The following is a 24,004-nucleotide window of genomic DNA, read 5'->3' on the forward strand; positions in this document are numbered from 1 at the left end:
ATTGGAAATGAAAAGAGACTCTGTGATCTCCATATTGAGACAGGCGCGCTGATGGCGAAGCCGCACGCCTCATTCGTCTGTCAGAACTGCGGCGCCGTCACCGGGCGCTGGCAAGGCCGCTGCGAGGCCTGTGGAGAATGGAACACGATCACGGAGGAAAGCGCCGCGACCGGCATTGGCGCGCAGGCGGCGATTGGCATGCGCAAGGGCCGGGTTTTCGAGCTTTCAGGCCTGATCGAGACGGACCGCCCGGCGCCGCCGCGCATCCTGACCGGCATCGGCGAACTCGACCGCGTGACGGGGGGCGGCTTTGTCTCCGGCTCCGTGCTTCTGCTCGGCGGCGAGCCCGGTATCGGCAAATCGACGCTGCTCATTCAGGCCTGCGCGGCGCTCGCCGCCAAGGGTCAGCGCGTCGTCTATATTTCGGGCGAAGAGGCGGTCGACCAGGTGCGTCTGCGGGCGCAGCGCCTTGGCCTTGCGAAAAGTCCGGTCGAACTCGCCGCCGAAACCAGCGTCGAAGACATCATTGCAACGCTGAGCCGCGGCAAGCGCCCTTCCCTCGTCGTCATCGATTCGATCCAGACCATGTGGACGAGCCTCGTTGAATCGACGCCGGGCACGGTGAGCCAGGTGCGCGGCGCGGCTCAGGCGCTGATCCGCTTCGCCAAGACGACCGGCGCGGCGGTGATCCTTGTCGGGCATGTCACCAAGGACGGCCAGATCGCCGGCCCGCGCGTGGTCGAACACATGGTCGACGCCGTTCTTTCCTTTGAAGGCGAAGGCGGCCGCGATCTTCGCCTGCTTCGCGCGGTCAAGAACCGCTTCGGCCCGACTGATGAGATTGGCGTCTTCGAGATGACTGGGCGCGGCCTAGCGGAAGTCGGCAACCCCTCCGCCCTTTTTCTCTCAGCGCGCGACGCCGCGGCGCCCGGAGCCGCCGTCTTCGCCGGGATGGAAGGCTCGCGCCCCCTGCTTGTCGAATTTCAGGCGCTGGTGGCGCAAAGCTCCCTCGGCACGCCGCGCCGCGCCGTCGTCGGCTGGGACGCCTCGCGCCTTGCCATGATCGTCGCCGTTCTCGAAACGCACGCCGGGGTCAAGCTTTCCCAATATGACATTTACCTCACCGTCGCGGGCGGATTGCGGGTTGGCGAACCGGCCGCCGACCTTGCCGCGGCGGCCGCCCTGGTTTCATCCTTGAGCAACATAGCGCTGTCCGCCGATTCGGTTTTCTTCGGCGAAATCGCGCTTTCGGGCGCTATCCGGCCGGTGGCGCATGGACTCGCGCGGCTGAAAGAGGCGGCAAAACTCGGCTTTTGCCGCGCCACCATTCCGCATGGGCCAAGCGAGCGCGGCGAGGCCGTTTCAAAAGATTTGGCCGTGCGCGGTTGCAAGCACATCTCGGGACTGGCGGCGGAAATCGGCGCCGGCAAGCGCGAGGCGGCGCGCCAGCGCGGCTGACCTGCGGCAACGCTCGCGGAGGGCCTCCCCTTTGCGCCTTCTCTTTGCGGGGTGACTGGGGCCGATCGGCTCGCTATAAGAAATTCGCGACGCTTTCGGCGCTATCGTGGTCTTTTGCTCGTTTTGGCGCCGGTCTACCCGGCAACGTCAGTCGATAGCAGCGGCGCTTCGCGCGCCAGCGGCATCAAACATGGGATTTGGGCGCAAGGGGCCAAACAACAATGCCATCCTATCTCGATCTGGGCTTGATCGTCGTCATCCTGATTTCCGCCTTTCTCGCCATGCTGCGGGGATTCACCCGCGAGGTGCTGGCCATCGCCTCATGGGGCGCCGCGGCGTTGGCCGCGGTCTACCTGCATCCGCTGGTGCTGCCCTATGTGAAACCATACATCGCCAAGGACGTGATCGCGCTCGCCGTTTCCGCCGCGGGCGTTTTCTTCGTGACCCTGATCGTGGTCTCGCTGATCACCATCAAGTTTTCGGACGCCATTCTCGATTCGAAAGTCGGCGCGCTCGATCGCTCGCTTGGCTTCGTCTTCGGAGCGGTGCGCGGACTTCTCCTTTGCGTCATCGCCTTCATCTTCTTCAACTGGCTCGTTCCTGAAAAGACGCAGCCCGAGTGGGTCAGAACAGCGCGCATGCGGCCCTTGCTGCAAGTCACCGGCGATCAACTCATGGCGATGCTGCCCGACGATCCCGAGGGCCTCCTCGCCAAGCTGAAGCAGCCGAAGGCAGTCCCGAACGAAGAGGCGGCGCCCGACAGCGACGTCGCGCCAACCGCGCCGCTTCCGACTCCGAAGCCTCCGAGCGGAAAAAAGACCTGAGCCTCGCAGCGCGAGCCTGTTTGGCCCGCGCCAGGGCGAAGCCGCTATGCACAGAAAAGAATCCGCTTCTCTCAAGAGAAAACCCCGAGGGTGCGACAATCATCGCTCCCGCGGAGGGTCGACGAATGGCGTGAGTTGCATTATGTAACTTTTGTGGCGTCGGCGCGGCTCGAGTCTGTGAGACATGGCTCAACGTTCGGGAACACGCCAGCAATAGCTTGAACGCCAAGCTGCTCGTCGAGAGCGGCAGGAGACGGTTATGGATGACGCAGCCCATTCTGGTTCGAGCAGCTGGACGGATCTAGACCTCGAAGCCGATCGGCTCCGCGAGGAATGTGGCGTCTTTGGCATCTTCGGCCATCCGGACGCCGCCGCCGTCACCGCGCTCGGACTGCACGCCTTGCAGCATCGCGGCCAGGAAGCGGCGGGCATCGTCTCTTTTGACGGGCAGCGCTACAATTCTGAGCGCCGCCTGGGCCTCGTCGGCGATCATTTCTCCAAAGCCTCGACGATCGCCCGCCTGCCGGGCGAGGCTGCCATTGGCCATGTGCGCTATTCGACGACCGGCGAGACCATTCTGCGCAATGTGCAGCCGCTCTTCGCCGAACTGAATTCCGGCGGCTTCGCGGTCGCCCACAACGGCAATCTCACCAACGGACTGACCCTCCGGCGTGATCTCGTCCAGACCGGCGCCATCTATCAGTCGACATCCGACACCGAAGTTATTTTGCATCTGATGGCGCGCAGCCGCCGGCTGCGCATCGTCGAGCGCTTCATCGAAGCCCTGCGCGCGCTAGAAGGATCCTACGCGCTCGTCGCTCTCTCGAATACAATGCTGATCGGCGCCCGCGATCCGCTCGGCATCCGCCCTCTGGTTCTCGGCGAACTCGACGGCAACTATATTCTCGCCTCGGAAACCTGCGCTCTCGACATTATCGGCGCCCGCTTCGTGCGCGACATCGAAAATGGCGAGATCGTCGTCATTTCGAAAGAAGGCATTGAAAGCCTGCACCCCTTCCCGCCGCGCCCGATGCGCCCCTGCATTTTCGAATACATCTACTTCGCCCGGCCGGATTCCATCGTGCATGGCCGGCCGGTCTACAATGTGCGCAAGGCGATGGGCGCCGAACTCGCGCGCGAATCGGGCGTAGAGGCCGACGTCGTGGTGCCGGTGCCGGATTCGGGCGTGCCCGCCGCGATCGGCTATGCGCAATGCTCCGGCATTCCCTTTGAACTCGGCATCATTCGCAACCATTATGTCGGGCGCACCTTCATCCAACCGACCCAGACCGTGCGCGAACTGGGGGTGCGCCTCAAGCACAGCGCCAACCGCGCCGTCGTCGAAGGCAAGCGCATTGTGCTGATCGACGATTCGATCGTACGGGGTACGACCTCCGTCAAGATCGTGCAGATGATGCGCGACGCCGGCGCCAAAGAAGTGCATTTCAGAATTTCATCGCCGCCGATCACTCACCCCGACTATTACGGCATTGATACGCCGGTGCGTGAAAACCTCCTCGCCGCGACCCATACGCTGGAGGAAATGCGCGATTACATCGGCTGCGATTCGCTGGCTTTCCTCTCGGTCGATGGCACTTACCGCGCGATGGGGGAAGAAGGCCGCGATCCGCTGCGGCCGCAATTCACCGACCATTGCTTCACCGGCGATTATCCGACCCACCTCACCGATCTCACCGGCGAGACGAAAAGCCAGCTTTCTCTCCTCGCCGAAGCCAGTTAGATCCCTTTGATCTAAACCTCAGCAAACCTTCGATCCTGCGCTTCAAATCCCGGCTTCCGCTCGCCTTGGAAGCGCGATAGAGGTTCCTCCGCAAGCCATCCATCGTCGAGCGCAAAGCCTTCCATGCCTGTTTCCCTTCAAGGCCGTATCGCCCTCGTCACCGGGGCGTCCCGTGGCGTCGGCCGCGCCGTCGCGCTCCAACTCGCCAGAGCCGGCGCGCATATCATCGCGCTCGCCCGCACCCAGGGCGCACTCGAGGATCTCGACGACGCCATCCGCGCCGAAGGGAGCGAAGCGACGCTCACGCCCTGCGACATCACGGATTTCGACGCGCTCGACCGTCTCGGCCGGGCGATTTATGACCGCTGGGGCAAGCTCGACATTCTCGTCGGCAACGCGGGCGTACTGGGCTCAATAACGCCCCTCGGCCACATCGAGCCGAAAGAATGGGACGAAGTTTTGGCGGTCAATGTCACCGCCAACTGGCGGCTCATCCGGTCGCTCGACCCGCTGCTGCGCGCGTCGGACGCGGGCCGCGCGGTCTTCCTGACTTCCAGCGTCGCCCATGCCGCTGATTTCCGGCCCTATTGGGGCGCCTATGCCGTCTCGAAAGCCGCGCTCAATGCTTTGGTGCGAACATACGCCGTCGAGACCATGAACATCACCGCGATCAAGGTCATGGCCGTCAATCCGGGGCCGTTGCGCACGCGCATGCGCGCAAAGGCGATGCCGGGCGAAGACCCGATGACTTTGCGCACGCCGGAAGATTTCGCGCCGAAAGTCGCCGCCCTTTGTTCGCCGGACTGGACCGAGACCGGCAAGCTCTATGACTTTCCGCAAGACCGCGTGCTAAGCTTTACGGCGCCTGCGTAAGGGCGACGGTTTATGGAGACACTGCGGGTGCGCTCTGGCGCTCAATTGATCCCAGCGGCTGGCTTCGCCCTCCTGATTCTCCTCGGAGCGGCGCGCGGGGACGGCCAACCTCCCCCGGCCTGGACAGACAGCTTCGGCGCCCGCCTCGAAGCTCTCGCTCTGCTGCAAACCCTCAACGCGGATTTGCTCAGCCATGACAGCGCGACGCTGACCCTCGATCGCTGGTGCGAAACGCATCATTTGGCCTCGCCCGCCCAAATTGTCGCCGAGCGGATGACGGGCGTCGAAAAGCCGCCGACGCGGGAGCAGCGTCAACTCCTCGGCGTCGGCGAGGCCGAGCCTATCCGTTATCGGAGGGTGCGCCTCGCCTGCGGCGATCATGTCCTGTCCGAAGCCGACAATTGGTATGTGCCCGCAAGGCTGACGCCTGAAATGAACCATGCGCTCGAGTCGACCGACATCGCCTTCGGGCGCGCCGTGCAGCCGCTGCACTTTCAGCGCCGGACGCTCTCGGCGAAACTGCTCTGGTCTCCGCTGCCGCAAGGCTGGGAGATGGCGGCCACAGCGCCGGACTCAGGCGGATCGCCGCTGAAAATTCCAGCTGCCGTGCTTGAACATCGCGCCGTGCTGACGTTGCCCGACGGCGCGCCATTTAGCGAAGTGGTCGAGACCTACACTAGCGAAATCCTCGCTTTCCCTCAGCCGCCCCAGCCCTGAACCAGACCCTCCGCGACATGATTGATGAGAGCCTGAGCCGCCGCGCCTGTGCCATGCGCGCCTTGCGAAATTTTTGGGAAGCGAACCGCATACGCCGCTCAATGACGCCGTTCGGTTGACGCTCGCCGGATTGGGGCGCCCGCCGATGAGCGCTTTTTCGCTCAAGGCAGAGCCTCAAGCCTGATCGTGACGAGAGCCTCCGGCTCGGCGCTGAATCCGGCGGAAAATTCGAAAGCGCCGGGCTCGAAACAGGGTTGGGAATCCGCGCCGGGAAAGCTCAGTTCGCGAGCGGCCAGCGAAAAATAAACCAATCCTTTTTCGCCCGCGCACAATGCGATCTTGGCGAATCCCTTAAGTTCGAGCAGGGGCCGGGCGATCGAGGCAAGCACGTCGCGTGCGAACAGAAACACCGTCGCCTCGCCACTTTGCGGTCCCTCATTGACGATCTCGGCGGTGAATTCGACCGTCTCGTCGAAACGGAAGCTTTGGCTTTTTGCGCGCAGATCGCTGATCGCAAAGCAGCTATAGGACAGGCCGTGTCCGAAATAAAATTGCGGCCGAACTGAAACGTCGAGATATTTGCTCGTGTAAGAATCATTCGGGGCGAAAGGACGTCCCGTCGGGCGGGGGCCGAGAAAAATCGGAATTTGCCCGACGGCGCGGGGCCAGGTGACGGGCAGGCGGCCGACGGGGTTGAAGCGCCCCGTCAGCACATCGGCGATCGCGTTTCCAGCTTCAACACCCAGAAACCACGTCGCAAGGACCGCAGCGGCTCGCTCGAAGAGCCAGGGAACCGTCAGGGGCCGGCCGCTGGATAAAAGTGCGACGACGGGCTTGCCGAGATCAAGCGCCGCCTTCGCCAGTTCCGTCTGGCGCCCAGGCAGCCCAAGATCGGCGCGCGAGGCCGCCTCTCCGCTCATCGCGGCGGCTTCGCCAACGCATAGCACGATGACGTCGGCGTCGCGGCAAAGCTCCAAAGCGCCAATGATTCCTGAATCATCCTCCCCCTCGATGCCGACGCCGGCCGCGAACCGTATCTCAACATCAGGCAGCGTGGCGGCCAGACCTTCGAGAATGGCCACGGGCTTCTCCCGGTCGCCCGCCGCCGCCCACGGCCCATCCATTTCCCGTCTTGCGTCGGCGAGCGGACCTATGACCGAGATTTTTTCCAAAGACGACGGAAGCGGCAGCGCGCCCTTATTCGTCAGAAGCACGATCGCGCGCCGCGCGGCCTCGCGCGCCAGAGGCCCCGGCGCGGGGCTCGGAGTTTCGACTTTGCGTTGGCGGCAAGCAGCGTCGAAAAGCCCAAGGCGCTGCTTCAGCGTCAACACGCGGCGCACGCTGGCGTCGATCTCCTCCATCGAGACGCGCCCCTCGGCGACGGCTCGCGGAAGACCTTTGTGATAAGCCCCGCTCATCATGTCGATGTCGACGCCCGCGATCAGCGCCAGCGCGGCCGCGTCCACGAGATCGGCGGCAACGCCATGGCGCATCAATTCGGCAAGCGCGTTGTAATCGCTAATGATTACACCGTCGAAACGTTGTTTTCCGCGCAGCCAGCCGCGCAGCAAGGGGCGATGCGCCGTCATGGGAATGCCGGCAAGATCCATGAAGGCCGGCATCACGGCGGCGCAGCCGGCGGCGACCGTCGCCGCGAAAGGCGGGAGATACGCCTCATGCAGCGTGCGCTCGGAAATGTCGACCGAGGCATAATCGCGGCCCGCCAGCGCCGCGCCATAAGCGCAAAAATGCTTCACCGTTGCGGCGACGGCCCCAGGCTCCTCAAGATTCGCGCCCTGAAAACCAAAAACTTTGGCTTTGCCGAATTCCGCCGCGACAAGTGGATCTTCCCCTGCCCCTTCGGCGATGCGGCCCCAGCGCGGATCACGCGCGACATCGAGCATCGGCGCAAAAACCAGCGAAATCCCGTCTTGCGCCGCCTCCGCCGCGGAGGCTCGCGCCGTCGCGGCCCAAAGCGCGGCGTCGAAGGCCGCGGCTTCCGCGAGCGGAATGGGAAAGATGGTGCGGTGGCCGTGCAGGACGTCAAAACCGACAAGGAGCGGGATTCCGAGCCTCGTCTCCTCGATGGCCATTTTTTGAACAGCCGAAATGACCTCGGCGCCCCAGAGATTGAGGAGGCTCCCGACGCGACCGGCGCGAATGTCGGCCGTTACGTCTCCGCCGAGAAGCGGACCCGTTACAGCATAGCCTCCGGCAGCCATGCTAAGCTGACCAACCTTTTCTTCGAGGGTCATCGCCGCGAGAAGTTTTGATATCCTGTCGATAGCCGGTCCTCGCGCCGCCCTTATGAATGAACGCTGGCCGGGGCGCCGGTCAGCGCGATCGTGCTAAACTTTTAAAAACCGCTTACGAACCGGGAGCATTTTCGATCCTGATTGATGAAAAAGCGAGGGCCGGGGCGTAGCTTTGCAATATCGAAGGCGCCGGAACGCACAGCCAACTTCGCATTCGGCCATCACTCTGTGAATTTGCATAATCATATCAAGGGGTGCTTTTTAGCAGCCAGCCGCCACTGAAAATCGCGATTTGATGACCAGACCAGCAAATATGCCGCCCGCGACCGAAACCCGTGAGCACGGGTTCGACGCCCAGCTTCTGATGATGATGCGGGCCTTGTGGGCGTCGCCCGAGCGCAATCAATTCCTTCTTCTCGCCTTTGCGCTCTGCGTTGTTGTCGGCGCCACGGCTTTTGGCCAGATCAAGCTGAACGCATGGAACCATCCCTTTTATGATGCGCTCGCGCGCAAGGACCTTTCCGGTTTCCTGCAGCAGCTCTGGGTTTTTGCGATGATCGCCAGCGGCCTTCTGATTTTGAACGTCGCCCAGATCTGGCTCAATCAGATCACCAAGCTGAAATTGCGCGCGCGGCTGACACGCGAGCTCATTGATCTCTGGCTCGGGCCGAGGCGGGCGTTCCGGCTCGCAAACGCCGGTGAAATCGGGGTCAATCCGGATCAGCGCATTCACGAGGACGCGCGCCATCTCGTCGAGCTGACCACCGATCTTGGCATCGGCCTGCTGCAGTCGACGCTTCTGCTTGCCAGCTTCATCGGCGTCTTGTGGATTTTGTCGGACGGCATCGGGTTCAATCTTTTCGGCCATCATGTCGCGGTCCCCGGCTATATGGTCTGGTCCGCGCTCATTTACGCGGGCGCGGCGTCCTGGATGAGCTGGCGTGTCGGAAATCCGTTGATCCAGCTCAACGCCGAGCGTTACGGGCGCGAGGCGGAGCTGCGTTTTGCTCTTGTGCGCGTGAATGAACGCAACGACGCCATCGCTTTCTACGGCGGCGAGGAGGATGAAAAGCAACGTCTGCACAATGAGTTGCAGCCTGTCCTTGACATCATGCGCCGGCTCGTGACCGGCGTCACCCGGCTGACCTGGATCACCGCCGGCTACGGATGGTTCGCAATTGTCGCGCCGATCGTCGTCGCGGCGCCGGGATTTTTCAGCGGCGATCTCACGCTCGGCGGCCTGATGATGGTGGTCGGCGCCTTCAATCAGGTGCAGCAGGCGCTGCGCTGGTTCGTCGACAATTTCAGCGCCATCGCCGACTGGCAGGCGACCTTGATGCGCGTCGCCACCTTTCGGCAGGCGCTCGTCGACATAGATAGGCTCGGCAATAGCGCCGGCCGCATCGAGATCGCGCCTTCGACAGAGGAGAAGCTGCAGTTCGACGATCTGCGCGTGGCGTCGCCCGAGACCTGCACCAGGCTAAGCGAGCGCCATGTCACGATCAAACCGGGAGAGCGCATCTTGATCATCGCCAGACCCGGCGCGGGAAGGAGTAATTTCTTCAGTGCGATCGCCGGTCTCTGGCCGTGGGGCTCCGGGCGCATTTCGCTGCCGGTCGGACATGCGATGATGTTCCTGTCAAACCGCCCCTATCTCCCGCCGGGAACCTTGCGAGCGGCCATCGCCTATCCCTCGCCCGCCAAAAATTTCGAGGAGGGCGCCTTCGCCGCGGCGCTGCAGCGGATGGGTCTCGCCCGTTTGTTGCCGGATCTCGATCATTCGCACCGGTGGGAACGTGAGCTCGGCAGCGATGAACAGCAAAGTCTTCAGTTCGCCCGTCTCCTGCTCCACAAACCGCGCTGGGTTCTGATCAACGAGGCGCTCGACGCGCTCGACGAGGACACGCGCGCCATCGTGATTGACCTTTTTTCGTCGGAACTGGCCGGGACGGCAGTCCTCAACATCGGCAGGCCCGACACGCAAAAGGGATTCTTCTCGCGCGTCCTGCACCTCATCGAAGACCCACATGGAGAAACGCTTGCGTCCCACCTCAGTCCGGGCGTTGCGGCGACGCCGGCGTGCGACGCTGGGGCGAACGCCAATGTCATTGATTAGCGCGCTTTGTTTTCGCCCATTTTCCTTGACGCAACTACGTTTGAAAATGCTCTCATCATCTGAACCCGTGGCGGCAAACGGGCCTTGATCGTGGAGACGTCCTTGACCCGCCCGCAATCTTCGAACCTCTCAGACGAGGCGCTGCTTGATCTCGTGCAAAGGCAGACCTTCCGGTTTTTCTGGGAAGGCGCTCATCCCCTCAGTTTTCTTGCGCGGGACCGCACCGGGCTGAACGCCGACGCCAGCGACGATCTGATCTCGATCGGAGGATCCGGCTTCGGCGTCATGGCGATCATCGTCGCCGTCGCGCGCGGCTGGATCGAACGCGAAGCAGCGGTTGCAAGACTTAACGCGATGATCGCTTTTCTCGAACGGACGCCCTCCTATCATGGTCTGTTTCCGCATTTCATGAATGGGCGCACCGGGGCGACCATTCCCTTCGGCCGCAAGGATGACGGCGCCGACATCGTCGAGACGGCCTTTCTCTTTCAGGGCCTTTTGTGCGCGCGGCAATTTTTCGATGGAGAGGGAGCGGACGAGAAAAGCCTGCGCGATCACATCACCTGGATGTGGAGCGATGCGGAATGGAACTGGCATACGCGTGACGGACGCAAAGCGCTGACATGGCATTGGAGCCCGAACAATGGCTTTGCCCTCGACGCGGAAATCAGGGGCTGGAACGAATGTCTCATCGCTTATGTCCTCGCCGCCGCCTCGCCGCGCCACGCCATCGATCCGGCCGCCTATCACGGCGGCTTCGCTCAGAGCCGCGTCTTCATCAACCGGCGCAGCTTCTATGATCTCGAGCTACCGCTTGGTCCCGATTTCGGCGGACCGTTGTTCTTCGCGCATTATTCGTTCTGCGGGCTCGACCCGCGCGGCCTTCGTGATGATTACGCCGATTACTGGCGACAGAATGTCCAGCATACGCTGATCAATTACGAACACTGCGTGCGCAACCCGAACGGCCACAAGGGCTATGGCCCCTCAGCGTGGGGATTGACTGCGAGCGACGACCCGTCGGGCTATATGGCGCACGCGCCCGACAACGACAATGGAGTGATTTCACCGACAGCGGCGCTCTCGAGTTTTGCCTACGCGCCGCAGCAATCGATGCGCGCCATGCGCCATTTTCACGACGATCTTGGCGAAGGGATCTGGGGACGTTTCGGCTTCGTCGACGCCTTCAGCGAGACGCATGGCTGGCGCGCCGAGACCTATCTCGCCATCGATCAGGGCCCCATCGTCGTGATGATCGAGAATTTCCGCAGCGGCCTGATGTGGCGTTTGTTCATGGGCGATCTCGATGTCCAAAGAGGCCTGCGCCGTCTTGGCTTCCAATCGCCGCATATCGGCGCCTGACATGCAAGCTTTTGCGCAAGAGCCCTGGCGGCAGGAATTGACGGGATGGATGGAGCGCCAATATCCCCTTTCGGCGAAAGCCATGATGAGCGCCATATCAGCAGTTCAGATCGTCAAGGAGCGGCGTGGATTCGGCCGCTTTATTCGCCCTGCGAGAGGATCGATTCTGGCCTCGCCCGTCATGGCCGCCTATGATCCAGACCCGGACTATTTCTTTCACTGGCTGCGCGATTCGGCCGTCATCGTCGACGCCCTGCGCAGCCTGATCGAGAGCGGCGAAGTAACCGAGCTGGAGGGCCTTGGCCATTTCAGGGATTTCCTGCGCTTCAGCCTTACGCTCTCGACGCTCGACGGACGCGACTTTCTGAAAGGCGCCGGCGATTTCCGTGCGAAGGTCGAGCCTTTCTTTCTGCAATATGTGCGCCCAGACAGCGAGTTTATCGCGCTTACCGGCGACAGCGTTCTCGGCGAGCCGAGGTTCGATCCAGACGGCGCTTTCGACATTCTGAAATGGTCGCGCCCCCAGCACGATGGGCCGGCGTTACGCGCGCTTTCCGTCGCCCGGTTTTGCGCCTCGGTTGCGGCGAAAGACGCAGAGGCGCTCGCTCTTGCAAAGCAGCTCCTGTCGCGCGATCTCGATTTCACTTTGAAGCGGTGGCGCCAGCCATCCTTCGACATATGGGAGGAGGAACTCGGCCGCCACTACTACACCCAGCTCGTGCAATGCGAGGCTCTCGAACAGGGCGGCCTCTGGATCGCGGCGGCGGGAGAAGCAGAGCTCGGCCGCGCATACCGCGCGGAGGCGCACGCGATCGCCGTCAGCCTGGATGATTTTTGGAGCGAGGAACAGGGATTTCACCGCAGCCGCATCAGCGCCAACGCGGCTTGCCACGAGAAGGATCTCGACATAGCGACCTTGCTCGCCGTGATCCATTCCGGGCGCAAGCAGGGGAGCCACAGCGTTTTGGACTCGCGCGTCATCGCCACCGTGATGCAACTGGAAGATCTTTTCGCCGGCCTCTACAGGATCAATCAGCCGCCGATACAAAATCGCGCGCCCGCGATGGGGCGTTATCGAGGCGACGCCTATTACAGCGGCGGCGCCTATTATTTTTCAACGCTAGGCGCCGCCGAATTCTACTTTCGCGCGGCCGGGGCGGCGGCGGACGCCGACATTCTCGAATGGGGTCGACACGGCTCCGACATTTGCCGGCGGCTCGGGATCCGTCATTTTGATGACGCGCATCATTCAACTCTGGTCAAGGCGCTGTTTCGGCGGGGAGATATGTTCATGGCGACGGTAGCGGCCTTCACGCCTTCGAGCGGCGACCTCTCCGAACAGTTCGATCAGACGACCGGCGCCCAGACTTCGGCGAAGTCTCTCGCCTGGAGCCATGCCGCTTTTATCAGCGCCTATGCGACCAGAGGCGAGGCTCTGCGCAAGCTCGAGCGGACGGAGCCCTCGGCATGATCGAAAAGCTCGAGTTCCTGCTCGCCCTCTCGCGCGAGCGCAATTTCAGCCGCGCCGCGGAAAGCTGCGGCGTCACTCAGCCGACGCTGTCGGCCGGCATCAAGCAGCTCGAAGATACGCTGGGCGTGTTGCTCGTCAATCGCAGTTCGCGCTTTCATGGAATGACGGCGGACGGCGAGCGCGTGCTCGAATGGGCGAAGCGCATCGTCAGCGACGCGCGGGCGATGCGCCAGGAAATGCGCGCGCCGAGGACATCGCTCACCGGCCATCTCACGATCGCCGCGGTGCCGACCGCGCTCGGCATGGTGCAAAGGCTCACCCTGCCCTTCCTGCAAAAGCACCCCGCCGTTCGCTTCACCATTCTGTCGGAGACCTCGCGCCAAATTCTCTCGATGCTCGATGATCTTCAGATCGACGCGGGGCTCACCTATCTCGACAATGAGCCGCTCGGACAGATTCGCACGGCGCCGCTCTACTATGAGCGCTATCGATTGCTGACCTCCGCGCATCGTCCGCTCGGCGACCGCTCCTCCGTCACCTGGAAAGAGGTCGCGCAGATCCCTCTCTGCCTGTTGACGCCCGACATGCAAAATCGCCGCATCATCGACCGCATGCTGGGAAGCGTCGAGCCGCCTGGCCCGCCAATGCTCGAATCAAATTCGATGGTGGTCCTTGCCGCCCATGTGCGCACCGGGGAATGGGCCAGCATCATTCCGGAAACCTTCGCCGACGTGCTCGGCCTCAGCGAACCATTGCGCTCCATTCCCATTGTCGAACCGCAGGAGGTGCAAAGGATCGGACTGGTGCTGCCGCGCCGCGAGCCGATGCCGCCGCTTTCGCGCGCCCTGCTCGCCGAAGCCAATCGTCTGGCGCTGCCCGAAGGCGTCGATATTTAATCCGATCAACGGCGGAAAGGCCGCGTTTGCAATTTTGCAATACGCAGGCGTGTATGAGAGCATAATCGCCAAATCGAATGCTCCGCTGGCTATTGATCAGCGGCGCGCCCTGCAAGGACCTGATGCGTGCTGGACAAACCTGACGCCGCCGATATCGGATTCAAAGAGCACGTCCTGCGCTCGCGCGTGCTGGCCGAGGTCCACGCCCGTCCTTTCGAGGCGATGGCCGGCTGCAAGCGCATTTTGCATTTCGCCTTCATGACCAATCACGAAGAGGCGGAGAAAGCGCAGGCGGCGTTGGCGCAATTCTGCGTCGAGCGCGCGGCGCAGGCGCCCCTGCCTGGCGCCAAACATCATCGCGTCGAACTCGCCCCGACTGTGCTGCGCTGGGAGCGGCACGGCGAATTCGTCACTTATACCTGGGAGTTTCCACAGGAGGTCGGCGCCGGCGCCGGCGACGCTGAGAAGACGGCGTTCCGGCCCGATGCGGGCGAGCTCTCGCGCGTCATGCGCATGCTGCCGCAGCCAGGGCCCCTCCTCGTCGCCATTGATCTCGACGTGCTGCCGGAAGCCAAGATCGGCGACAGCTGGCGGCGTCTTTTCGGGCAAAGCGAATTGGCCGCGTCGGAAGTCTCCCACGGCGCGGCGATCGTCGCGACTGACTTTCATGCCGACGTCTTCGGCTTCGTCCGCATTCTCGTCCTGGATCGCAAGCTCACCGAGGTCGAGGCGGGAGCGCTGGCGCAACGGCTGCTCGAACTCGAAACCTATCGCACGCTTGCGCTGCTCGGCCTGCCGCGCGCGCAGGATCTTGCTCCTGAGATCAGCCACATCGAAGCCGAACTGCCGCAATTGATCGGGCGTATGCGCGACAGCGAAGGTCTGGACGTGAGCCGGCAATTGCTGAACCGGCTCAACGCGCTTGCCGCCGAACTCGAAACCGCCGCCGCGCAGAGCCTTTATCGCTTCGGCGCGACGAGGGCATATTATGATTTGCTGAACCTGCGTCTTGAATCGATTGGCGAACGCGCCCTGGCTGACGTGCCGACGCTGGCCGCGTTCCTCGCCCGCCGCCTCACTCCTGCGATCCGAACCTGCGCGGCGATCGAGGCGCGCCAGGACAATCTGTCGCAAAAGCTCGTACGCGCAGCGCAGTTGCTGCGAACGCGCGTCGAAGTCGAACTGGAAAGCCAAAATCAGGATCTGTTGCGGAACATGAACGAGCGCGTGCGCATGCAACTGCGTCTGCAGCAGACCGTCGAAGGGCTGTCCGTCGCGGCCATTACTTATTACATCTCCTCGATCGCACATCTCATTCTCGAAGGCGTCCATCAGCAGGAGCACGCGCTGGACCCGGCGCTGGCGACCGCAATCATCGTGCCGTTCGTCGCCGTTCTGGTCTGGTGGAACGTCCGCCGCCTGCGCGGACGCCATCCCGTCGATTGATCTTGCCGCCGAGTCAGCCTTCGTCAACGGTCACGCTGACGCTATCATGGTTGATCGCGCCGGTCCTTGCTGGCATATCGCGAAGGTCGACGCGTGTTTGAGGCGGTGCGACGATGCAGCCTGATCAGCCGGCCTGCCCGGGAATCGCATTCTGCTCTTTGAGCCCTTGTTTGACGCATGATGTGGATCCGGAAGTCGGCAACTTTTTCGGCATCATGCTTGAGCGCGGAATGCGGGATTTGACGCGCGCCCGAACGGGGCGAGGCAGGAGAGCATAAGTGCAACACGCAGTTCCGCTCATCACGACGGTCGCCGCCGCCTTTGGCGTCGCGCTTATCTTCGGATTTTTCGCGGCGAAGCTGAAGCTGCCCGCACTGGTCGGCTATCTTCTGGCGGGCGTCATCATTGGTCCTTTTTCGCCCGGCTTCGTGGCCAATGGCGAGATCGCCTCCCAACTCGCCGAAATCGGCGTGATGCTTTTGATGTTCGGCGTCGGGCTGCATTTTTCCCTCGAAGACCTGTGGGACGTGCGCAAAGTCGCGCTGCCCGGGGCGATTTTGCAGATCGCCGTGGCGACGGCTTTGGGCGCCGCCCTCGCCCTCTACTGGGGATGGGGCCTTGGAGGCGCTTTGGTGTTCGGCCTTGCCCTTTCCGTCGCCAGCACGGTCGTGCTGCTGAAGGCGCTGGAGAACCGCGGCGTCCTCGACACGACGAACGGGCGCATCGCCGTCGGCTGGCTGATCGTCGAGGATCTAGCCATGGTGCTTGTCCTCGTACTGTTGCCGCCGCTGTCCGGCGTTCTCGGCGGCCACGCCGCCGTTGGCGCCGGCCCGGATCTCTGGTGGACGCTCGAGATTACCGTCGCAAAGATCGCCGGCTTCGTAACGGTGATGCTGGTGGTGGGCCGCCGCGTCTTCCCCTGGCTTTTGTGGCAGGTCGCGCGTACCGGCTCGCGCGAGCTCTTCACGCTTTGCGTCGTCGCCGCGGCGGTCAGCCTTGCCTATGGCGCAGCCGAATTATTCGGCGTTTCTTTTGCCCTTGGCGCATTTTTCGCCGGCATGGTCATCCGAGAATCCGAATTCAGCCACCGCGCCGCCGAGGAATCGCTCCCCTTGCGCGACGCCTTCTCGGTGTTGTTCTTTGTTTCGGTCGGCATGCTGTTCGACCCCAAGGTATTGATCGACCAGCCTTTGCGCATCCTCGCGGTGGTCGGCATCATCATCGTCGGCAAGTCGCTCGCGGCGGCGGCCCTCGTCTTGATGTTCCGCTATCCGCTCAACACGGCCCTGACGGTTTCGGCGAGCCTCGCGCAGATCGGCGAATTTTCTTTCATTCTGGCGGGTCTCGGCATGAAGCTTGGCCTTCTGCCGCATGAGGGACAAAATCTCATCCTGGCCGGCGCCCTGATTTCGATTACGTTGAACTCGCTGGTATTTGAGGCGCTGGAGCCGATCCAGCGCTGGATCAAATCGAAATCGGAGCTCGCCCGCCTTGTCGAGAGGCCCGACGATCCTCTGGCCGAACTTCCCATGTCGACCGAGGATAAATATCTCGCCAAGCAATGCATCATCGTCGGCTATGGGCGAGTGGGGCGGCGAATTGGCGCGGCCTTGGCCGAAGCCGGAATTCCATTCGTAGTGGTCGAGCAAAATCGTGAAATCGTCGAGCATTGCCGCGAAAAGGGGATTCCCGCCGTCTCCGGCGACGCCGCTGATATGGCGGTGCTGATCCAGGCCCATATCGCCAAGGCGAGCGTGCTCGTCATCGCAACGCCCGACTCGCTCGATATCCGGCAAATGCTCGCCATCGCCGCCAAGGTCAATCCGGCAATCGAGACCGTCGTGCGCACCCACAACGAGGAGGAAGCGACGCTGTTGCGGCAAGAACAGGCCGCGACGATCTTCCTCGGCGAGCAGGAACTCGCAAAAAGCATGACGCGCTATGTGCTCGAGCGCTTTGGCCGCGCCAAGACGTAACTTTTCACGCCGACGCCCGTTGATAGGAGCAGTGCTGGCGCCGAACGGGTTTTTTGCTAGAGTTCGGCATCGCAGTTCGCCCAGGCGGACACAGGTCGGGGGGAAGCGCTTTTGCCGGGCATCGACAACACCGGGCTCGCAGATCTGATCGTCGCGGTCGCGGGCGAAGATCGCAACGCCTTTCGGGCGCTTTACGATCAGACATCAGCGAAACTTTTCGCGATCATCTTGCGTATCATCCGCAACAGGTCTCTGGCGGAAGATATTTTACAAGACGTCTATCTCAGGGTCTGGCGCAACGCAGGCGCCTACGCGCCGGAGTCCGGTTCGCCCCTCGCCTGGCTGAGCTCAATCGCGCGCAACCGAACGATCGACATATTGCGTCAAAAGAGCCTGACGGCGGTTCCGGTCGGCGGGGACGATGGCGATTGGTGGGAAAAGATCGCTGGCCCGCGCAATGTCGAGGCTGATCTCATGGACGTCGCGGCGCTCCGCCATTGCCTCGGCGAGATCGAGGAGCCGAGCCGCAGCTGCGTTCTCCTGGCTTACTATGAAGGCTATTCGCGCGACGAACTTGCGGTTCGTTTCGGCAAGCCGGTGAGCACAATCAAGACCTGGCTGCACCGCAGCCTCACGGCCTTAAAGGCGTGTCTGGAACCGACATCATGACCGAGGAACGCGAGATCCTGGCCGCGGAATATGTGCTCGGCACGCTGCACGCGGATGAGCGGACGCTGTTTACCAGCGTCCTCGTACACGATGCGGACACAAGGGCCGCCGTCGCCGCGTGGGAGCAGCGTCTCGCTCCGCTGAGCGTCGCCGTGGCCGAAGTGGCTCCCTCGCCGGGCGTCTGGGAACGGATCGAGGGCGCGCTGCCTTCGCCGCGGCCATTCGGCGTCCTTGAGGGCGGCCGCGCCGACGACTCATCGGCTCCGCCGACCGCGCTTCGCCGTTCGCTCAATCGCTGGCGCGCCGCGGCGCTCGCGGCGGGCGCTCTCGCCGCCGGACTTGCAGTCTTCATTCTCGACCGCCAATTGATGCATCCCGCCGTGCAGCCGACCTATGTCGCGGTCGTCAACCGCGGCGGCGACCTGCCGGCGCTGGTCGTTCGCGTCGATCTCGCCACCGGAAGCGTCTATGTGCGCCCCGTCTCCACACAAACGCCATCCGGGAAAAGCCTCGAGCTTTGGTATATCGGGGCGGGCAAGGCGCCGAAATCCATGGGACTCGTCGGCGGCAATGCGATCAAAATGCCGCTTCCGGCGGGCCTTTCGCTGGACAAGGCGAGCTTCGCCGTGACAGTCGAGCCTGAGGGCGGCTCTCCCAGCGGCGATCCGACCGGCCCCGTCGTTTACTCTGGTCAACTGATCAAGGAATGACGCTTCTGCAACGGCGCGATTGATTTTGATGCGCCAGAGCCACCTTGATGGCCGAGAGTCGAGCCCTTATGCCTGAAGCGTCAGCGACCAACGCCCCCGAACTCAGCGTTTCGGAACTCTCCAACGCCTTGAAGCGAACCATCGAGGATCGCTTCGGTTTCGTGCGTCTGCGCGGCGAAATTTCCAATTATCGCGGGCCGCATTCCTCGGGCCATGCCTATTTCTGCCTCAAGGACGCCTCCGCCCGCATAGACGCCGTGATCTGGAAAGGCGTTTTTTCACGCCTGCGGGTCAAACCGCAGGAGGGTCTCGAAGTCGTCGCGACCGGCAAGATTACGACCTTTCCGGGCAAATCGAGCTATCAGATCATCATCGAGGCGATCGAGCCGGCTGGCGTCGGCGCGCTCATGGCGCTGTTCGAGGAGCGCCGCCGCACGCTTGCGGCCGAAGGCCTGTTCGACGAGGCGCGCAAGCGCGCTCTGCCCTTTTTGCCGCTGCGGATCGGCGTCGTGACTTCGCCGACCGGCGCCGTCATCCGTGATATTCTTCACCGCATCGCCGATCGCTTCCCGCGCCATGTGCTGGTCTGGCCGGTGCGCGTGCAGGGCGAGACCTCGGCGGCGGAAATCGCGGCGGCGATAGCGGGTTTCAGCGCCCTGCCCTCCGATGGCTCATTGGCAAGGCCCGACGTGCTCATCGTGGCGCGGGGCGGCGGCTCGCTTGAGGATCTTTGGAGCTTTAACGAGGAGATCGTCGTTCGCGCGGCGGCGGCGAGCCTCATCCCCCTGATCTCCGCCATCGGTCACGAAACGGACTGGACGCTGATCGACCACGTCGCGGATCTTCGTGCGCCGACGCCGACCGGCGCCGCCGAAAAGGCGGTCCCCGTGCGGCTGGAGCTCATCGCCGCCCTCGCCGATCTCGAGCGCCGGCATGCCGGCGCGATGGCGCGGTTCATCGAGCGGCGCCGCGCCGAAGCGCGCGCGCTTTTCCGCGCCCTGCCGCAAGCCGAAGAGATCCTCGCTTTGCCGCGCCAGAGGCTCGATCATGCCTCCCGGCGCCTTTCGGGCGCGGTGCTTCGCACGCATGACCGTCAACGCATCGCGCTCGGAAAGCTGTCCCAGCGCCTCGCGCGGCAATCGCCGCAGGCCCGCCTTAGCCGAGCTGGCGAGCGCCTTTCAGCGTTGGAGCAGCGTATGCGCCGCGCTCTTGCGACCGGCGCCGACCGGCGCGGCGAAAGGATCAGAGCTCTCGGCAGCCGGCTGGTCAATGCCCGGATTTCCAGCGTTCGCATGGAGCAGGAAAGAGCAGCGGCGGCGCGGCGCCGGCTGGACGCGCTGGCCGGGCGCATGGCGCATGCATTTCGCGGAGGAATCGCCTGGCGGCGGGCGGAGCTTAGACGCTTCGACCAGTTACTCGTCAGCCTCGGATACAAGAACGTTCTTGCGCGCGGTTTTGCCCTGGTTCGGGACGCCGAGAACAAGCCGCTGCGTCTGGCGGCCGGGATCGCGGATGGCGCGCTCCTCGACATAGAATTCGCGGACGGCCGCAAAAGCGCGATCGCCGGGCCGCCGCAAGAGGCAGGCCAGGCGACAGGCCCCGCAAAATCCAGCCGCGGCACGGCGCCGGACAACAAAAAAACCCGGAAAGAGCGCGGACAGGGCTCACTGTTTTAGGGCGTTTCGTCGGCTGAGTTTGTCTTGCCGCGCCAGACTCACCCGACAGGGATCTGCGTCAGCCAGGCGCGCAAGGAATTGCGGTCGAGCGCGCCCGCCCGCTGGGCCAGAATGGCTCCGTGGCGAAACACCATCAGCGTGGGAATGCTCCTGATATTATAGCGCGCGGCAAGCGCCTGTTCCGCTTCGGTATCGACCTTGAGGAAGCGAAAGTTCGGTTCGAGTTCCAGCGCGACCTGCTCATAGGCGGGCGCCATCATCTTGCATGGGCCGCACCAATCCGCCCAGAAATCGACCACCACCGGGACGTCGCTGCGGTCAATCTGCTTGTCAAATGCTGCGCCCCCAGTGGCGAATGGATGCCCTTCAAAGAGCGGCTTGCCGCAGCGCCCGCATTTGCCTTGTTTCGGGTCGCGGTCGCCGGGCACGCGATTGACGGCCTGGCAATGCGCACAGACGATGTTCCTGGCGGTGGCGTCCATATCCTGAAACTCCATTCACAATTCGGATCGAGGACGACGCTCCACGCAATTCACGCAAAAACCAGCGGCATCGGCTCCAGAGCGACCCTGTCGATGCCGCGTCGGCGCAGCGCCTCGCGCAGTTTTGGCCCGGGCTCCGCGGCGCCCGTGAAAAGCGCCAGCGCCGGATTTGCAGGAGGCTCGCCCGTGTCGAGCCTGAACCCCAGATCTTCGAGAACGTGGTCCGTCCGGCGGGCGATGGCTGGGGCCGGGTCGATCCATGTCACAGGCCACGGCGCAAGCCGCTCAAACTGTTCGATCAACAAAGGATAATGGGTGCAGGCGAGCGCGATGCTATCCGTGCGCTGTCCGCCGTCCTCGACGAAAGCCGGCGCTATCTCCCGCAGGATAGCCTTGTCGGAGGGCGCCTCGCCCTGCATAAAAGCTTCCGCGAGGCTCGCGAGGGCGCTCGATCCAATCAGCGTGACGCTGCAATCGGCGGCATAGGTGCGCACGAGGTCGTGTGTGTAATCGCGCGCGACCGTGCCCGGCGTCGCCAGCACGGAAATCACCTTCGAGCGCGATTGATACGCCGCGGGTTTGATCGCCGGGACAGTGCCGACGAAGGGCAGCGTGGGAAACGCTGAGCGCAAATGCGGCAGCACCAAAGTCGAGGCCGTATTGCAGGCGATGACGGCGACGTCCGGCGCGTAAGTTTCGATCAGCCGCCCGATGACGCTGAGAACGCGCGGCGCCAGCGCCGATTCCGGCAAGGCGCCATAGGGAAAGCCCGCCTCGTCCGCCGCGTAGACGAACTCCGCGTCCGGACGCAAGCGCGCCACCTCGACGAAGACGGTGAGGCCCCCAAGGCCAGAATCGAACACAAGAATTCGCGGCGCGCGGGACATGAATGGAACCGGTGCGATGTTCAGGCCTTTCCTAACTTATTCTGGCGGCGGGAGCGACCTGCAAAGCCAGGCTGTGGCCGAAAATGCAGGCGCGAATGGTTAAGACATCCTTGATCGGAATGAAACAAGACACAAAGATGGCGGACGTCGTAGAAACATTCGTTCCGGCCCGGCTCGACCGCTTGCGCTGGAACAAATTCCACACGCTCGTCGTCGTCGCGCTCGGCGTCACATGGGTGCTGGACGGGCTGGAAGTGACGCTCGCAGGCTCGGTTTCGGGCGCTCTGGTAGCCAGCCCCCGCCTGCATTTTTCCGAGGCCGACGTCGGTCTCGCTTCGAGCATCTACCTCATCGGCGCCGTGACGGGGGCGCTTTTGTTCGGCTGGATGACCGACCGGCTCGGCCGCCGATTATTGTTTTTCGTGACCCTTGGACTCTATCTCGTCTCGGCCGCGGCGACCGCGCTCAGCTGGAATCTTGCGAGCTTTTGTCTGTTCCGGCTTTTGACGGGCGCCGGCATCGGCGGCGAATATAGCGCCGTCAATTCGACCATTCAGGAGATGATTCCCGCGCGCTATCGCGGCCGGACGGACCTTGCCATAAACGGCTCGTTCTGGATCGGCGGCGCGCTCGGGGCGGCAAGCTCTATTGTTCTGCTCGATCCCGCCATCATCAACCCTGAAATCGGCTGGCGCCTCGCCTTCCTGATCGGGTCGGCGCTGGGTCTTGTCATCCTGTTGCTGCGCGCATGGATTCCCGAAAGCCCGCGCTGGCTCGTGATTCATGGGCAGGCGGAGGAAGCCGAACGCATCACCGGCGACATTGAGACGAAGGCCAGACGCGCGCCTGAGAGCAGCGCCGATACGAAGCCGATGCGCATACGCCCGCGCAAGTTTACGCCGCTGAAAGAGGTCTTCCATACGCTTTTCGTCACCTATCGCCAGCGCGCGCTTGTCGGCCTCACGCTGATGGCGGCGCAGGCTTTTTTCTATAATGCGATTTTTTTCACCTATGCGCTGGTTCTCACCAGATTCTATGGCGTCGAATCGCATCATGTCGGCTGGTATATTCTCCCTTTCGCTCTTGGCAATGTGCTGGGTCCGCTGATTCTCGGTCCGCTGTTCGATTCGATCGGCCGCAGGCCGATGATCGCGCTCACCTACGCCCTCTCGGGGCTTCTCCTCGCCGCCAGCGGCTGGCTGTTCGCGCATGGCCTTATCGATGCGACGCAGCAGACGATCGCCTGGATGACGATCTTCTTCTTTGCATCAGCGGCGGCGGGCGCCGCCTACCTGACTGTGTCCGAGACCTTTCCGGTCGAAATCAGGGCGCTCGCCATCGCCGTCTTTTACGCAATGGGAACCGCGATCGGGGGCGCCGGCGCGCCCTATCTGCTCGGCGCGCTGATCGCCACCGGCTCACGCGGCAGCGTTTTCATCGGCTATCTTATTGGGGCCGCCTTGATGCTGATCGCCGCCATCGTCCAATGGTTTTTCGGCGTCGCGGCGGAAGGCAAGCCTCTCGAAAGCGTCGCTCAGCCTTTATCTTCATCCTCCGATTGAGTCTGCGCCGTCTTTGCGGCCTTCTCAGCGCGCGGCCCTTCGACAAGCCTGACGAACATGCCGCGCAGCGTGCTGACATCCTGTTGGCTCAGACTCAAGCGATGAAAGATATTCCGCAAGTTGCGCCGCATAACGGGCGCCTTGCCGATCGGACGGAAGAATCCCGCGCGCTCAAGTTCGCCTTCGATATAGGCGAAGAAGGAGAGCACCATTTCGCGCGGGGCGGCGGGCGAGCGCGCATCCGCGACAAACGGCGCTTTCGCCTCCGTTGAGGCGCGCATCCATTCATAGCCGACGAGAAGCACAGCCTGTGCGAGATTGAGCGAGGCATAGGCCGGGTTCACCGGAAAGGTGATGATCATATCGGCTACAGCAACTTCGTCGTTGGAGAGGCCGGTTCGTTCCGGCCCGAACAGCACGCCCCTTTTCTCCCCCGCCGCGATGGCTCGAGCGGCCTCCGGCATCGCCTCAAAAGGCGTGAGGACGGGCTTGTGTTGCCCCCGTTCCCGCGCTGTCGTCGCATAAACGAAATTGAGGTCGGCGACGGCCTCTTCCAGCGTGTCGAAGAGCTTCGCGCCCTCGAGCAGATGCACGGCGCCCGCAGCGGCGGCGTTGGCGCCTTTCTTCAAGGCTCCCGTGCGCGGCCAGCCTTCGCGCGGCGAAACGAGGCGCAGATCAGAGAGGCCGAAATTCGCCATCGCCCGGGCGCACATGCCGATATTCACGGCGAGCTGCGGGCGCACCAATATAACCGCGGGTCCGCCCTCGGCGCTTTTCTTGGTTCGATCTGTTCCAGCGCCGGTCATCGTGCGTCATGCCTTGAAGTGTTCGACTTGCGAAAGGCCGGTGTTGCCTCAATGGACGCACAAAGGCAATCGCCGGC

At 63.2% G+C, this 24,004-nt stretch carries 19 protein-coding genes; 15 read left to right on the forward strand and 4 right to left on the reverse strand.

Annotated elements, in window-relative coordinates; all coding sequences use genetic code 11:
* The first annotated feature begins 51 nt into the window (after positions 1 to 51).
* From radA to MPC4_RS12520, 5 genes are all read left to right on the forward strand, one after another.
* A complete protein-coding gene (gene radA / locus MPC4_RS12500; RefSeq protein ID WP_174512805.1) occupies positions 52 to 1,458 on the forward strand; it encodes a DNA repair protein RadA in 1,407 nt (468 codons plus the stop codon).
* A 221-nt stretch (positions 1,459 to 1,679) separates the two neighbouring features.
* On the forward strand, positions 1,680 to 2,282 hold the full coding sequence (locus MPC4_RS12505) for a CvpA family protein (protein WP_134487233.1): 603 nt from the start codon (positions 1,680 to 1,682) through the stop codon (positions 2,280 to 2,282).
* Between the two features lie 259 nt (positions 2,283 to 2,541).
* Positions 2,542 to 4,023 carry an amidophosphoribosyltransferase gene (gene purF / locus MPC4_RS12510; RefSeq protein WP_174512806.1) on the forward strand — a complete coding sequence of 494 codons (1,482 nt, stop codon included), beginning with the start codon at positions 2,542 to 2,544 and terminating at the stop codon, positions 4,021 to 4,023.
* Between the two features lie 123 nt (positions 4,024 to 4,146).
* Entirely contained in the window at positions 4,147 to 4,896 is a 750-nt protein-coding gene (locus MPC4_RS12515) for an SDR family NAD(P)-dependent oxidoreductase (RefSeq protein WP_174512807.1), read from the forward strand.
* A 12-nt stretch (positions 4,897 to 4,908) separates the two neighbouring features.
* Complete coding sequence (locus tag MPC4_RS12520; RefSeq protein WP_244628990.1) at positions 4,909 to 5,613, forward strand: hypothetical protein; 705 nt, start codon at positions 4,909 to 4,911, stop codon at positions 5,611 to 5,613.
* Positions 5,614 to 5,774: 161 nt separating this feature from the next.
* On the opposite strand, the gene MPC4_RS12525 is transcribed toward MPC4_RS12520, so the two are convergent.
* Positions 5,775 to 7,868 carry a glycoside hydrolase family 3 N-terminal domain-containing protein gene (locus MPC4_RS12525; protein ID WP_244628991.1) on the reverse strand — a complete coding sequence of 698 codons (2,094 nt, stop codon included), beginning with the start codon at positions 7,866 to 7,868 and terminating at the stop codon, positions 5,775 to 5,777.
* A 295-nt stretch (positions 7,869 to 8,163) separates the two neighbouring features.
* On the opposite strand from MPC4_RS12525, the gene MPC4_RS12530 reads away from it, so the two are divergent.
* From MPC4_RS12530 to xseA, 9 genes are all read left to right on the forward strand, one after another.
* Complete coding sequence (locus MPC4_RS12530) at positions 8,164 to 9,984, forward strand: ABC transporter ATP-binding protein/permease (protein WP_174512808.1); 1,821 nt, start codon at positions 8,164 to 8,166, stop codon at positions 9,982 to 9,984.
* Positions 9,985 to 10,086: 102 nt separating this feature from the next.
* Complete coding sequence (locus tag MPC4_RS12535) at positions 10,087 to 11,346, forward strand: glucoamylase family protein (protein WP_174512809.1); 1,260 nt, start codon at positions 10,087 to 10,089, stop codon at positions 11,344 to 11,346.
* Between the two features lies 1 nt (position 11,347).
* The gene (locus MPC4_RS12540) at positions 11,348 to 12,817 is read left to right on the forward strand and encodes a glycoside hydrolase family 15 protein (RefSeq protein WP_174512810.1); all 1,470 of its coding nucleotides are present in this window, start codon (positions 11,348 to 11,350) and stop codon (positions 12,815 to 12,817) included.
* Complete coding sequence (locus MPC4_RS12545; protein WP_134487218.1) at positions 12,814 to 13,713, forward strand: LysR family transcriptional regulator; 900 nt, start codon at positions 12,814 to 12,816, stop codon at positions 13,711 to 13,713. Before MPC4_RS12540 ends, MPC4_RS12545 begins: the two co-directional genes overlap by 4 nt.
* 126 nt (positions 13,714 to 13,839) lie before the next feature.
* Positions 13,840 to 15,159, forward strand: coding sequence for a DUF3422 family protein (locus MPC4_RS12550; RefSeq protein WP_244628992.1), 1,320 nt, complete (start codon positions 13,840 to 13,842; stop codon positions 15,157 to 15,159).
* Positions 15,160 to 15,437: 278 nt separating this feature from the next.
* Positions 15,438 to 17,135: a cation:proton antiporter domain-containing protein gene (locus tag MPC4_RS12555; protein WP_174512811.1), complete on the forward strand. Its 1,698-nt coding sequence runs from the start codon at positions 15,438 to 15,440 to the stop codon at positions 17,133 to 17,135.
* A 111-nt stretch (positions 17,136 to 17,246) separates the two neighbouring features.
* Complete coding sequence (locus MPC4_RS12560) at positions 17,247 to 17,804, forward strand: sigma-70 family RNA polymerase sigma factor (protein ID WP_244628993.1); 558 nt, start codon at positions 17,247 to 17,249, stop codon at positions 17,802 to 17,804.
* Positions 17,801 to 18,514, forward strand: a complete 714-nt coding sequence (locus MPC4_RS12565; protein WP_174512812.1) for an anti-sigma factor — start codon at positions 17,801 to 17,803, stop codon at positions 18,512 to 18,514. Before MPC4_RS12560 ends, MPC4_RS12565 begins: the two co-directional genes overlap by 4 nt.
* Before the next feature lie 68 nt (positions 18,515 to 18,582).
* On the forward strand, positions 18,583 to 20,190 hold the full coding sequence (xseA, locus tag MPC4_RS12570) for an exodeoxyribonuclease VII large subunit (RefSeq protein WP_174512813.1): 1,608 nt from the start codon (positions 18,583 to 18,585) through the stop codon (positions 20,188 to 20,190).
* A gap of 38 nt (positions 20,191 to 20,228) precedes the next feature.
* Here xseA and trxC read toward each other — a convergent pair whose 3' ends face one another.
* Both trxC and murI read right to left on the reverse strand, forming a co-directional pair.
* The gene (trxC, locus tag MPC4_RS12575) at positions 20,229 to 20,672 is read right to left on the reverse strand and encodes a thioredoxin TrxC (RefSeq protein WP_174512814.1); all 444 of its coding nucleotides are present in this window, start codon (positions 20,670 to 20,672) and stop codon (positions 20,229 to 20,231) included.
* Positions 20,673 to 20,722: 50 nt separating this feature from the next.
* Complete coding sequence (gene murI / locus MPC4_RS12580) at positions 20,723 to 21,559, reverse strand: glutamate racemase (RefSeq protein WP_174512815.1); 837 nt, start codon at positions 21,557 to 21,559, stop codon at positions 20,723 to 20,725.
* Between the two features lie 137 nt (positions 21,560 to 21,696).
* Here murI and MPC4_RS12585 point away from each other — a divergent pair, with 137 nt between their 5' ends.
* Positions 21,697 to 23,121: an MFS transporter gene (locus tag MPC4_RS12585; protein WP_174512816.1), complete on the forward strand. Its 1,425-nt coding sequence runs from the start codon at positions 21,697 to 21,699 to the stop codon at positions 23,119 to 23,121.
* Here MPC4_RS12585 and MPC4_RS12590 read toward each other — a convergent pair.
* On the reverse strand, positions 23,094 to 23,927 hold the full coding sequence (locus MPC4_RS12590) for an RNA methyltransferase (protein ID WP_134487198.1): 834 nt from the start codon (positions 23,925 to 23,927) through the stop codon (positions 23,094 to 23,096). The genes MPC4_RS12585 and MPC4_RS12590 overlap by 28 nt on opposite strands.
* Positions 23,928 to 24,004: the final 77 nt, after the last annotated feature.

This window comes from Methylocella tundrae, assembly GCF_901905185.1.
Lineage (GTDB): Bacteria > Pseudomonadota > Alphaproteobacteria > Rhizobiales > Beijerinckiaceae > Methylocapsa > Methylocapsa tundrae.

What these genes read in the sequence shown, in the direction of transcription:
- MPC4_RS12590 (WP_134487198.1), bottom strand. Translation starts at nt 23,927, where the DNA reads ATGACCGGCGCTGGAACAGATCGAACCAAGAAAAGCGCCGAGGGCGGA.
- purF (WP_174512806.1), top strand. Translation starts at nt 2,542, where the DNA reads ATGGATGACGCAGCCCATTCTGGTTCGAGCAGCTGGACGGATCTAGAC.
- radA (WP_174512805.1), top strand. Translation starts at nt 52, where the DNA reads ATGGCGAAGCCGCACGCCTCATTCGTCTGTCAGAACTGCGGCGCCGTC.
- MPC4_RS12585 (WP_174512816.1), top strand. Translation starts at nt 21,697, where the DNA reads ATGGCGGACGTCGTAGAAACATTCGTTCCGGCCCGGCTCGACCGCTTG.
- murI (WP_174512815.1), bottom strand. Translation starts at nt 21,559, where the DNA reads ATGTCCCGCGCGCCGCGAATTCTTGTGTTCGATTCTGGCCTTGGGGGC.
- MPC4_RS12520 (WP_244628990.1), top strand. Translation starts at nt 4,909, where the DNA reads ATGGAGACACTGCGGGTGCGCTCTGGCGCTCAATTGATCCCAGCGGCT.
- MPC4_RS12545 (WP_134487218.1), top strand. Translation starts at nt 12,814, where the DNA reads ATGATCGAAAAGCTCGAGTTCCTGCTCGCCCTCTCGCGCGAGCGCAAT.
- trxC (WP_174512814.1), bottom strand. Translation starts at nt 20,672, where the DNA reads ATGGACGCCACCGCCAGGAACATCGTCTGTGCGCATTGCCAGGCCGTC.
- MPC4_RS12565 (WP_174512812.1), top strand. Translation starts at nt 17,801, where the DNA reads ATGACCGAGGAACGCGAGATCCTGGCCGCGGAATATGTGCTCGGCACG.
- MPC4_RS12515 (WP_174512807.1), top strand. Translation starts at nt 4,147, where the DNA reads ATGCCTGTTTCCCTTCAAGGCCGTATCGCCCTCGTCACCGGGGCGTCC.
- MPC4_RS12540 (WP_174512810.1), top strand. Translation starts at nt 11,348, where the DNA reads ATGCAAGCTTTTGCGCAAGAGCCCTGGCGGCAGGAATTGACGGGATGG.
- MPC4_RS12525 (WP_244628991.1), bottom strand. Translation starts at nt 7,868, where the DNA reads ATGACCCTCGAAGAAAAGGTTGGTCAGCTTAGCATGGCTGCCGGAGGC.
- xseA (WP_174512813.1), top strand. Translation starts at nt 18,583, where the DNA reads ATGCCTGAAGCGTCAGCGACCAACGCCCCCGAACTCAGCGTTTCGGAA.
- MPC4_RS12505 (WP_134487233.1), top strand. Translation starts at nt 1,680, where the DNA reads ATGCCATCCTATCTCGATCTGGGCTTGATCGTCGTCATCCTGATTTCC.
- MPC4_RS12530 (WP_174512808.1), top strand. Translation starts at nt 8,164, where the DNA reads ATGACCAGACCAGCAAATATGCCGCCCGCGACCGAAACCCGTGAGCAC.